The sequence below is a fragment of the Micrococcus sp. genome, assembly GCF_030523875.1.
Classification (GTDB): Bacteria; Actinomycetota; Actinomycetes; order Actinomycetales; family Micrococcaceae; genus Micrococcus.
Genome location: NZ_JAUNHR010000070.1, coordinates 546 through 11,275 on the forward strand (window position 1 = coordinate 546; position 10,730 = coordinate 11,275).

The following is a 10,730-nucleotide window of genomic DNA, read 5'->3' on the forward strand; positions in this document are numbered from 1 at the left end:
CCCACTCCGGCGGCCCGCCCCCACCCGGGGGGGGGCGGCCCGACGTCGTCCGGGCGGGGACCAGGATGCAGACCGGGACGGGAGGGCCTCAGCGGCGCCAGCGGGGGCGGCGCAGCACCGTCCTGATCGCCAGGGTCTGCAGGGCGCCCTGCACCGTGGCCTTGGCGGCCTCGGTGCCCTGGGGCAGACGGAGCATGCCCTCCTGGGCCACGGTGGCCACGAGGTCGCCGTCGCGGGAGAAGACGTGCCCCTGGCCGAGGCCGCGGGAGCCCTGGGCGGAGGGGCTGTGCTGCACGTACAGCAGCCACTCGTCCACGCGGGCCGGGCGGTGGAACCACATGGAGTGGTCGAGCGAGGCCACGGACATCCGCGGCTGGGTCCACGCCAGGTGGTGCTGGCGCAGCACCGGCTCGAGCAGCGTGTAGTCCGAGGCGTAGGCCAGCGCCGCGCGGTGCAGGTTGGGGTCGTCGGCGAGCGGCGTGTACGTCCGCATCCACACCATGTTCGCGGCGGACCGCTCGGCGGCCGGGGCGACATAGATCGCCGGGTCCACGTGGCGGATGTCGAACGGGCGGGCCCACGCCCACTCCTGGGCGATGGGGTGCCGGATGTCCCCGATCAGGTCCGCGGTGCTGGGCAGGTCCTCCGGGGCGGGCACGCCCTCGGGCATGAGCACCTGGTGGTCGACGCCGCCGGCGGGGGCCTGGAAGGAGCAGGTCAGCGTGAGGATGGCCCGCTCGTCCTGGGTCGCGAGCACGCGGCGCACGGAGAAGGACCGGCCGTCGCGGACGCGCTCCACGGTGAAGGTGATGGGCTTGAGCGCGTCGCCGGGGCGCACGAAGTAGGCGTGCAGGGAGTGGGCGTCCCGTCCGTCCTCCACGGTGCGCGCCGCGGCGGCCAGGCACTGGCTGAGCACCTGCCCGCCGAACACGCGGCCGTGGGCCTGCGCCGGGGTCTCGCCGGTGAAGCGGACGTCCCCGGTGAGCGGGTGCGGGTCCGCGTCCTCGAGCTCGAGCAGGCCGCGCAGCATGGCGGTGGGATCGGCCGGGGCGGTGTCGGGCCGGATCAGGCCGCGGCGCAGCGGGCGGCGGGCGGGCGATCCCTGGTTGTCCTCGGGCTCGGGCGGCTGTCCCATGGGCGGATCCTCCTGGACGCGGCGGCGCCCCGCGGCGGCGGGGTCGGGGCCGGCCGGTGCCGGACCTGGGACAATCGTGGCATGTCCGAACAGCCCGCCTCCACCCACGCCCTCGTCCTCCGCCTCACCGACGAGCGTGCCGTCCGCGACCTCGAGCAGCTCGCCCAGCGCGCCCGCCGCGTCGCCGACACCGGCATGCGCCTGCACGTGGTGCCGCGCGCCGGCCGCTCCGGCACGCCCATGCTCGCCCAGTGGGTCTCCGTCCTGCAGCCGCAGGGGCTGGGGGACGGGGTGCCGGTGGTCCTCGGACTGCGCACGGTGGGCCTGGCCACGGCGGAGGGGGTGGCGGACCTGGACGCCGTGGTGCCGCTGGCCTCGATCACCGAGCGCACGGCCCGCATGCGCGCCCAGGACCCCGTGTCCCTCGACCTGGCCCTCCCGCCCACGCACGAGCAGGTGGCATGGACGGCGCTCACCCCGCCGCGGGCCGGCTGGACCGTGCGCGCGGAGGTCTCCGACGACGAGCTCATCGAGGTCGCCGTCAAGGGCGCCGACGCCGTGCGCCAGGCCCTGCCGCAGGACTCCGGGGAGGCCGTGGTGCGCCAGGTGCGCGCGCAGATGTGGGGCCCCACCCTCGGCGGCGACATCGCCTTCCCCGCCGGCATGGCCTTCGGCGCGCACGCGCTCGGCTTCCTGCGCCCCGGCGGACGGGCCCGCTTGAGCACCGCCGGGCCGTGGACGCGCCTGGACACCCCGGGCGGGTTCGTCCTGGGCCGCTCCGCCGTCGCCCTCTGACGGGCTCCGGAGGTCCCGCCGACCGCGCCTCGGTCAGGCGGAGTTGACCATGGAGTGCGCGGCGCGCTCCAGGTAGTCCCAGAGCTCGGCCTCGTGCAACGGGGACAGGTCCAGGGAGTCCACGGCGGTGCGCATGTGCCGCAGCCACGCGTCCCGGGCGGCGGGGTCGACCTTGAAGGGCATGTGCCGCATCCGCAGGCGCGGATGGCCGCGCTGCTCGGAGTAGGTGCGCGGCCCGCCCCAGTACTGCTCCAGGAACATCCGCAGGCGCGTCTCGGCGCCCTCCCAGTCCGCCTCGGGGTACATGGGCGCCAGGATCGGGTCCTGGCGCACGTGCTCGTAGAACACACGGGTCAGCTGCTCGAAGGTCTCATGGCCGCCGACGGCGTCGTAGAAGCTCGTGGCCTGCCCCGGGGCCGCCGGGACGGCGGGGGACGGGACGGGCGTGGCGATCGGCGTGGCCGAGGCCGGGCGCTCGCCGCGCGCGGCGGCCTGGTCGCGGGCCCGCACCTGGTCGACGCCGGCGGCCGCGTCCGCGCGCACCACGGGCTCGACCTCGGTGGGCCGGGCCTCCAGCCCCGTCACCCGGGACGGGCGGTTCGCCGGACGCGGACGCAGGACGGCCAGCGGAGCGCCCAGGCGGGCGGAGTGGTCGGGGAGGCGGCCGCCGTCGGGAGCGGGGGCCTGCGGGACGACCTCCATGGGGGCGCTGATCGAGTTGGCGATGAAGCACATCCGATGCGCCTCGGCGTGCAGCGCCTCGGCGCGCTCGCGGTCGGCCTCGTCCTGCAGGGTCACCGCGGGCGTGAGCATGAGGGAGGCGAAGCGGCCGGCGCCGTCGGCGTCCACCTCGAGGACGCCCTCGGCACCGCACGTCATGCCCGTCACCACGACCCCGGCCTGCACGGCCGTGTGCAGGTAGGACAGGACATGGCATTGGGCGAGGGCGCCGAGCAGCAGGAGCTCGGGGTTCCACTTCGCCTCGTCCCCGCGGAAGGCGCGGGCAGCCGAGGCCTGGATCTCCCCGACGGCGGGGTGCTGGAGGACCACGGAGCGGTCGAAGTCCCGGGGCCCGGACGTGCCGGTGCCGCGGTCGCCGGTCCACTCGGCGCGCAGGGCGAAGGTGTGCTTCATGCCCGCCAGCCTATCGACACCCCCGCCCCCGAACGCGCCGAGGGGGGGGCGTGCGCGCGAGGCGGGTCAGGCCGCGGCGCGGGCCTTCAGGGCGCGGGCCAGGTCGTCGCGCGACTCGGCCACGGTGCGGGCCAGGCCGGCGTTCGACTCCCGCACGCGCTCCGAGAGCTCGGTGGCACGGGCGGCGGTCTCCTCGGTGACCTGCGAGCCGGGGAAGCCCAGGACGGCCACGGTCTCGGCCATCTCGTGGGAGCGGGAGCCCCACACCTGCTCGATGGCCTCGAAGTAGGCGTCCGCGAACGGCGCCAGCAGGGCCGGGTCATGGGCGCGCTGGAAGCCCACCAGCACCTGGCGCTGCGTGGTGTTGGACAGCGTGCCGGCCACCACCTGGTCCCACGCGGCCTGCTTGGCCTCGGCGGTCGGGACGGCGGCGCGGGCCTGGGCGGCGGCGAGCGCACCGGTGGCCGTGGCGTCCTCGGCCTCGGCCGCGGCGATCTCCTCCTCGCCCGCCCGGCCGGCGGCCACGAGCGCGATCAGCAGCTCCCAGCGCAGGTCCGTGGACAGGTCCAGGCCCGGCACCTCGGCGCGGCGGCCGTGGATGTCCGCGAGCGCGTCCAGGTGGGCGTCCTCCCGGGCGTGCAGGGCGAACGCCTTGAGGAACTGCAGCTGGCCGTCCGAGCCGGCCTCGGCCTGCTCGGTCAGGGTCCACAGACGACGCGCGGCGTCGGTGCGGACCTCGCTCGAGCGGTCCTCGGGCAGGTACTGGGAGATCGCGGTGGCCAGCTGGCGCAGCAGGGTCTGGACCACGGTGGAGTCCCGCTCGGCGCCGATGTTCGTCAGGACCAGGTCCGCGAACCAGGCGGCGGAGGCCTCGCCGTCGCGCACGGTGTCCCACGCCGCGCCCCACAGCAGGGTGCGGGCCAGGGAGGAGTTCACGTCCGCCAGGCGGGCGGAGGCGGTCTCCCACGAGGCGTCGTCGAGACGGATCTTGGCGTAGGCCAGGTCGTCGTCGTTGGGGAGGATCAGCGCGGGGCGGGCCTTGCCGGCGGCCTCGGCCACCTCGGTGACCTCGCCCGCCGCGTCCAGCTCGAAGCGCTCGGTGCGCACCAGGCGGCCCGTGGCCCCGTCCACGTCGTAGAAGCCGACGGCGATCCGGTGCGGGCGCAGGACGTCGTCGCCGGGGGCGGCGGGGGAGCCGTCCGGGGCGGACTGGCGCAGGCGCAGGGAGGCGATCGTGCCGGCGTCGTCCGTGTCCACCTCCACGCGCAGCGTGTTCACGCCCGAGGTCTCCAGCCACAGACGGGTCCACTCGGACAGGTCGCGGCCGGAGGCGGCCTCGAGCTGGGACATCAGGTCCGGAAGCTCGGTGTTCTGCCAGGCGTGCCGCTCGATGTAGGCGCGCACGCCCGCCATGAAGTTCTCCTGGCCCACCCAGGCCACCAGCTGGCGCAGCACGGAGGCGCCCTTGGCGTAGGTGATGCCGTCGAAGTTGACCAGCACGTCGTCCAGGTCGCGGATCTGCGCCTTGATCGGGTGGGTCGAGGACAGCTGGTCCTGGCGGTAGGCCCAGTTCTTCTCCATCGAGGAGAACGTGGTCCACGCGCCCTCGTACCGCGTGTTCTCCGCCGCGGCCAGCGTGGACATGAACTCCGCGAACGACTCGTTGAGCCACAGGTCGTTCCACCAGCGCATGGTCACCAGGTCGCCGAACCACATGTGCGCCAGCTCATGGAGGATCGTGATGGCGCGGCGCTCGCGGACGGCCTCGGTGACGGTGCCGCGGAACACGTAGTTCTCCAGGAAGGTCACACAGCCGGCGTTCTCCATCGCGCCGGCGTTGAACTCGGGCACGAACAGCTGGTCGTACTTCTCGAACGGGTACGGGTGGCCGTACTGCGCCTCGAAGAACTCGAAGCCGCGGCGGGTCAGGTCGAAGACCTCGTCCGCGTCCAGGTGCTCGAACAGGGAGCCGCGGCAGTAGGCGCCGAGCGCGATGGTCCGGCCGTCCGCGCTGGTCAGCTCCGAGTGCGTGGAGCGGTAGGGCCCGGCCACCAGGGCGGTGATGTAGGAGGAGATGCGCGGGGTGGGGGTGAACTCCCACACGGCGGCGTCGACGCCGGCGGGCACCTCGGGGGTCTCGACGACGCCGAGGGTGCGCGGCTCGGGGGTCGGCTGGTTGGACACCACGGCCCAGTGGGCCGGCGCGGTCACGGTGAAGGCGAAGGCGGCCTTGAGGTCGGGCTGCTCGAACACGGCGAACATGCGGCGGGAGTCCGGCACCTCGAACTGGGTGTAGAGGTACACCTCGTCGTCCACGGGGTCCACGAAGCGGTGCAGGCCCTCACCGGTGGTGGTGTAGTCGGCCAGGCCGTCCACCACGAGGGTGTTCTCCGCCGCCAGCGGGCCGATCGCCAGGCGGGCACCGTCGTAGGCCTCGACCTCCACCGGCTCCCCGTTGAGGGTGACCTCGGGGGCCTGGGACGCCACGAAGTCGATCCAGGTGTGCGTGCCCACCGCCTCGGGGGCCGCCGTGAAGGTCACCGTGGTGGTGGAGCCGAAGTGCTCGGCCCCCCGGGTGAGGTCGAGGGCGACCTGGTAGGACTCCACGGTCAGGGCCACGGCGCGGGCGGCGGCCTCCTCGCGGGTGATGTTCATGGCTGCGGCGGTGGTCACGGGTGGACTCTCCTGACGGGGTCGGGTGGATGCGGGGCGGCCCGGACGTGGTGTGACCGGCCGCACGGGACGCGGCCCCCCAGTCTGCCACCGGCCGGCCCCTCCCACGGCGCCGAGCCGGATGTTTCGACCGCTTTCCGCCTCCCATTCCGGTCGAAACGTCCGGCTCGCGCGTGAACCCCCCGTGAGGCCGGCCCGCCACGACCCGGTCCAGCCCCGGACACTCCCGACGGCCGGCCGTCGGCACGTCATTAGACTGGCCCGGACCCCGACCAACCCCACCCCCGCCGAGAAGGAGCCCCCATGCGCGTCCACATCGCCACCGACCACGCCGGGATGGAGCTCTCCGCCCACCTCGTGCAGCACCTGACCGCCGCCGGTTACGAGATGGTGGACCACGGCCCCGCCGAGTACGACGCGCAGGACGACTACCCGGGCTTCTGCATCAACGCCGCCCGCGCCGTGGCCGCGGACCGCGAGCAGGGCATGGACTCCCTGGGGATCGTGCTCGGCGGCTCCGGCAACGGCGAGCAGATCGCCGCGAACAAGGTGGCGGGCATCCGCGCGGCGCTCGCCTGGAACCTCGACACCGCGAAGCTGGCCCGCGAGCACAACGACGCGAACGTTGTCGCCGTGGGCGGCCGGCAGCACTCGCTCGAGGAGGCCACCGCCCTGATCGAGGCGTTCCTGGCCGAGCCCTTCTCGAACGACGAGCGCCACGTGCGCCGCATCGGCAAGATCGCCACCTACGAGCAGACCGGTGAAGTGGTGATGTGAGTGCCTGAGGGCCACTCCATCCACCGCCTGGCGCGCCAGTTCCAGGACGTGTTCGTCGGCGCGCCGCTGCGCGCCGCGAGCCCCCAGGGCCGGTTCGCCGACGGCGCCGCGCTCCTCGACGGGCACACTCCCGTCCGCGCGTGGGCGCACGGCAAGCACTTCTTCCTGGACTTCGATCACGCGCTCACCCTCAACGTGCACCTGGGCATGTACGGGGCCTGGACGTTCGGCGGGGACGAGACCTTCGCGGCCGCCTCCTCGATCGGCGCGCCCCGACGGATCGGCGAGACCGAGGATCACACCGGCCCCGCCGCCGCGGAGCCGCCCGCGCCTCGGCCCACCGTGCGCCTGCGACTGGAAGCCGAGCACGGCTGGGCGGACCTGATCGGCGCCACCACGTGCCGAGTCCTCACCCCGGAGGAGGTCGCCGCGGTCACCGCGAAGGTCGGCCCGGACCCCCTCAACGACGACGACCCCACCCCGTTCGTGCAACGCGCCGCGCGCACGCGGCGCCCGATCGGCGTCGTGCTGATGGACCAGTCCATGGTGGGTGGGATCGGCAACATCTACCGCGCCGAGTCCCTGTTCCGGGCCGGCATCGACCCGTGGACCCCGGCCTCCTCCCTGAACGAGGAGACCCTGCGCGCGCTCTACGAGGACAACCGGTCCCTGATGCGCCACGGTGTGCGGCTCGGCCGGATCGTCACGGTGCGGCCCGAGGACCGGCCCGGTGTTCCGGACGACGAGGCTTGGCCGGACGACGCGAACTACGTCTACCACCGGCAGGGGACCCCGTGCCGGGTGTGCGGACAGGACGCGATCGTGGTCGAGGAGATGGCCGCCCGCAAGCTCTACCGCTGCTCGGTCTGCCAGGCCTGAGCCCGCCCCCAGACGCGCACTGGTGAGGACACACCCTCATGCCCCCGTCAGAGGAGACGGATGGAGGTGTGTCCTCACCAGTTCGTCGGAGCGGCGTCGACCCGTGGGACGGGACGCGGGCGCACGGCCCGCCGCCCCACCGGTCAGTGGCCGGGCTGCTCGATCACGGTGCGCGTGACGGGCGCGGCCGTGGTGGTGTCCTCGCGGGTCACGAGGGTCTGACCGGTGGACTCGATCTCCGTGCGCGTGCCGCGGGACGAGCGGTCCTTGAGCACCTTGCCGCCGAACAGTGCCGCCGCGGTGCCGAGAGCGCCGAGAGCGACGCCGCCGAGGCCCACGCCCCACGGGAAGCCGTCCCGGCTCGACACGGCACGGCCGCGCTGCTGCACGCCGCGGCGCAGGGCCCGGCCCCCGAGCTTCGAGGTGGCCGCGGCGCGGCCCTTCTTGCCGCGCCAGTCACCGTAGGCGCGCACGGCGCGGGGGCCGAACTTCAGGGCCAGACGGGCGGGCAGGGGGAGGAGGGCCGTCGCACGGCCGGTCAGGATGGAGGAGAGGCTCATGGCGCAGAGGCTACGGACTCAGGGGCGGCATCCGTCAACGTCTGGCTGACCTGGACGGACGACGACGGCCCGGTCCTGATGGGACCGGGCCGTGACGATGGAGTGGAGGGGATGACGGGAATCGAACCCGCGTAGCCAGTTTGGAAGACTGGGGCTCTACCATTGAGCTACATCCCCGCGGGCCTGCGTCTCGCGCAGACCGGCGGCGACCACCTTAGCATGCGGGGGTCCCGCGACCGCTCGCCGCCGTCCTGCGATGGATCCGGAGTCTCCGACCGACCCGAGGGAGCAGCCCATGGCCCCGCGCATCCCCCTTCCCCGCCGTTCCCGCTCCCACGCACTGCCGTTGCGGGGACGGAGCGTCCTCATCACGGGTGGTGGGTCCGGCATCGGCCGGCTCATGGCCCTCGGCGCCGCCCGGCGCGGGGCCGAGCGCGTGATCGTGTGGGACCTGGACGCCGACGCCGGCGCCCGCGTGGCCGGGGAGGTGCGCGCCCTCGGCGCCCGTGCCGAGGCCGCCGCGGTGGACGTGACGGACACCGTCGCCGTCGCCATGGCCGCGGCCGAGGCGGGCGAGGTGGACGTCGTCGTGAACAACGCCGGCGTGGTCACGGGCGCGCCGCTGCTGGCGGCCACCGAGGAGGGGATCCGTCGGACCTACGAGGTCAACGCCCTCGCCCCGTACTGGGTCACCCGGGCGTTCCTGCCCGGCATGCTGGAGCGGGACCGCGGCACCGTGGTGACGGTGGCCTCGGCCGCCGGCCTGGTGGGCGTGGCACGGCAGACCGACTACTCGGCGTCCAAGCACGCGGCCGTGGGGTTCACCGAGTCCCTCGAGGCGGAGCTGCGTCAGCGCGGCAGCGGCGTCGGCACGCTGACGGTGTGCCCCTTCTACATCTCCACCGGCATGTTCGACGGCGTCCGCACCCGTGTCCCGGCCCTGCTGCCCATCCTCGAGCCCGAGGCCGTGGCGGAGGCGGTGCTGGATGCCGTCGAGGACGGTCGGCGCCGCCTGCTGATGCCGGCGGCCGTGCACCTGATCGCCCCGCTGCGGGCGCTGCCCGTGCGCGCGTTCGACGCGACCATGGACCTGCTGGGGGTCAACCGCACCATGGACGGGTTCACCGGACGCACGGGCACGGCCGCCGGAGGCCTCCCGGCGGCGGATTCCCGCCCGGGCGACGCGGCGCGGTAGGCTTCCACAGTCTGCCTCCGGGCAGAGTTCCGGGTGCCCGCAGCGCCGCGGCCGGGCGCGTCCCGGCGCGGAGTCCGCCACGGGGTGTAGCTCAGCTTGGTAGAGCGCGCGCTTTGGGAGCGTGAGGCCGCAGGTTCAAATCCTGTCACCCCGACTCGACGTCACAGTAAACCGACAACCCAGTTCAACAGGAGCCGTCCGTGGTCAAGTCCACCGCAGAGAACCTCAGCCCGACCCGCGTCAAGCTGACCGTCGAGGTGCCGTTCGAGGAGGTGAAGCCCGCGCTGGACAAGGCCTACAAGGACATCGCCCAGCAGGTCCAGATCCCCGGCTTCCGCCAGGGCAAGGTCCCCGCGCGCCTGATCGAGCAGCGCTTCGGCCGCGAGGCCGTCGTGGACCAGGCCGTCAACGACAGCCTGAACACGTGGTTCGGCCAGGCGGTCGCCGAGGCCGAGGTCACCCCGATCTCCCGCCCCGAGGTCGACGTCACCGACGTCCCCGTGGGCGACAAGGCCGAGGGCCCCGTGGCCTTCACCGCCGAGTTCGACGTGCGCCCGACCATCGAGCTGCCCGACTACAAGGGCCTCAAGGTGACCGTGGAGCCCGCTGCCGCCACCGCCGAGGACGAGCAGGCCCAGCTGGACGCCCTGCGCTCCCGCTTCGGCACCCTCAAGGACGTGGACCGCCCGGCCGCGAAGGACGACTTCGTGACCATGGACCTCACCGCCTCCGTGGACGGCGAGCAGGTGGACCAGGCCCAGGGCCTGTCCTACCAGGTCGGCGCCGGCACCATGCTCGAGGGCATTGACGAGGCCCTCGAGGGCCTGTCCGCCGGCGAGGACGCCACCTTCGAGACCACCCTCTCCGGCGGCGAGCACGACGGCGAGACCGCCACGGTCAAGCTCGTCCTGCAGGCCGTCAAGGAGCGCGAGCTGCCCGAGGCCGACGACGACTTCGCCCAGCTGGCCTCCGAGTTCGACACAATCGCCGAGCTCAAGGAGGACCTGAAGAAGAAGGCCGCCGAGGAGGCCGTGAACCGCCAGGGCGTCGAGGCCCGCGACAAGGTCCTCGAGGAGCTCGGCAAGCTCGTGGAGGTCCCCGTCCCCGAGAACGTGATCGCCGAGCAGCTCGAGCAGCACTTCTCCCAGGGCGGCCACGCCGCCGGCGACGACCACGACACCCCGGAGCACCGCGAGGAGCTCGAGAAGAACACCCGCGAGGCGTTCGCCAACGAGGTCATCCTCGACGAGGTCGCCGAGGCCGAGTCCGTGACCGTGGACCAGGGCGAGCTGATCGAGTACATCATGGCCACCTCCGCGGAGTACGGCATGGACCCGAACCAGTTCGCGATGATGCTGGACCAGGCCGGCCAGATCCCGATGATCATGGGCGAGGTGCGCCGTCGCAAGGCCCTGGCCAAGGTCCTCGAGCACGCCGAGGTCACCGACACCGAGGGCAAGGCCGTGGACCTGACCGCGTTCGTGACCCCGGGCGGCCAGGAGGCCCTGGACGCCGCCGCCGAGTCCGAGGAGGCCCCGGCCGAGGAGGAGAAGGCGGAGAAGAAGGCGCCGGCCAAGAAGAA

At 73.8% G+C, this 10,730-nt stretch carries 9 protein-coding genes, 2 tRNA genes and 1 pseudogene; 6 read left to right on the forward strand and 6 right to left on the reverse strand.

Annotated features, from left to right (window positions below; genetic code table 11):
• Positions 1-88: 88 nt before the first annotated feature.
• Complete coding sequence (locus Q4D18_RS09190; protein ID WP_303127601.1) at positions 89-1,030, reverse strand: acyl-CoA thioesterase II; 942 nt, start codon at positions 1,028-1,030, stop codon at positions 89-91.
• Positions 1,031-1,216: 186 nt separating this feature from the next.
• Between Q4D18_RS09190 and Q4D18_RS09195 the strand changes: the two genes are divergently transcribed.
• Positions 1,217-1,930 (forward strand): hypothetical protein, encoded by a 714-nt coding sequence (locus Q4D18_RS09195; RefSeq protein WP_303127589.1) that lies wholly within the window; start codon positions 1,217-1,219, stop codon positions 1,928-1,930.
• 33 nt (positions 1,931-1,963) lie between these two features.
• Here Q4D18_RS09195 and Q4D18_RS09200 read toward each other — a convergent pair whose 3' ends face one another.
• The 3 genes and pseudogenes from Q4D18_RS09200 to pepN form a co-directional block, all read right to left on the reverse strand.
• Positions 1,964-2,383 (reverse strand): globin, encoded by a 420-nt coding sequence (locus Q4D18_RS09200; RefSeq protein WP_303127604.1) that lies wholly within the window; start codon positions 2,381-2,383, stop codon positions 1,964-1,966.
• A 252-nt stretch (positions 2,384-2,635) separates the two neighbouring features.
• Positions 2,636-3,064 (reverse strand): annotated as a pseudogene (locus Q4D18_RS09205) (OsmC family protein); the annotation flags it as partial.
• Positions 3,065-3,130: 66 nt separating this feature from the next.
• On the reverse strand, positions 3,131-5,737 hold the full coding sequence (gene pepN / locus Q4D18_RS09210) for an aminopeptidase N (RefSeq protein ID WP_303127592.1): 2,607 nt from the start codon (positions 5,735-5,737) through the stop codon (positions 3,131-3,133).
• Between the two features lie 303 nt (positions 5,738-6,040).
• Between pepN and Q4D18_RS09215 the strand changes: the two genes are divergently transcribed.
• On the forward strand, positions 6,041-6,514 hold the full coding sequence (locus Q4D18_RS09215) for a ribose-5-phosphate isomerase (RefSeq protein WP_303127595.1): 474 nt from the start codon (positions 6,041-6,043) through the stop codon (positions 6,512-6,514).
• Entirely contained in the window at positions 6,515-7,393 is an 879-nt protein-coding gene (locus Q4D18_RS09220; RefSeq protein ID WP_303127596.1) for an Fpg/Nei family DNA glycosylase, read from the forward strand.
• 143 nt (positions 7,394-7,536) lie between these two features.
• On the opposite strand, the gene Q4D18_RS09225 is transcribed toward Q4D18_RS09220, so the two are convergent.
• Entirely contained in the window at positions 7,537-7,953 is a 417-nt protein-coding gene (locus tag Q4D18_RS09225) for a hypothetical protein (protein ID WP_303127597.1), read from the reverse strand.
• A gap of 103 nt (positions 7,954-8,056) precedes the next feature.
• A tRNA-Gly gene (locus Q4D18_RS09230) sits at positions 8,057-8,130 on the reverse strand.
• Positions 8,131-8,248: 118 nt separating this feature from the next.
• Here Q4D18_RS09230 and Q4D18_RS09235 point away from each other — a divergent pair.
• The 3 genes from Q4D18_RS09235 to tig all read left to right on the forward strand — a co-directional run.
• Positions 8,249-9,148 (forward strand): SDR family oxidoreductase, encoded by a 900-nt coding sequence (locus Q4D18_RS09235; RefSeq protein WP_303127598.1) that lies wholly within the window; start codon positions 8,249-8,251, stop codon positions 9,146-9,148.
• An 80-nt stretch (positions 9,149-9,228) separates the two neighbouring features.
• Positions 9,229-9,302: transfer RNA gene (locus Q4D18_RS09240), tRNA-Pro, on the forward strand.
• A 46-nt stretch (positions 9,303-9,348) separates the two neighbouring features.
• A partial coding sequence (gene tig / locus Q4D18_RS09245; RefSeq protein ID WP_303127599.1) for a trigger factor occupies positions 9,349-10,730 on the forward strand: 1,382 nt, incomplete at its 3' end.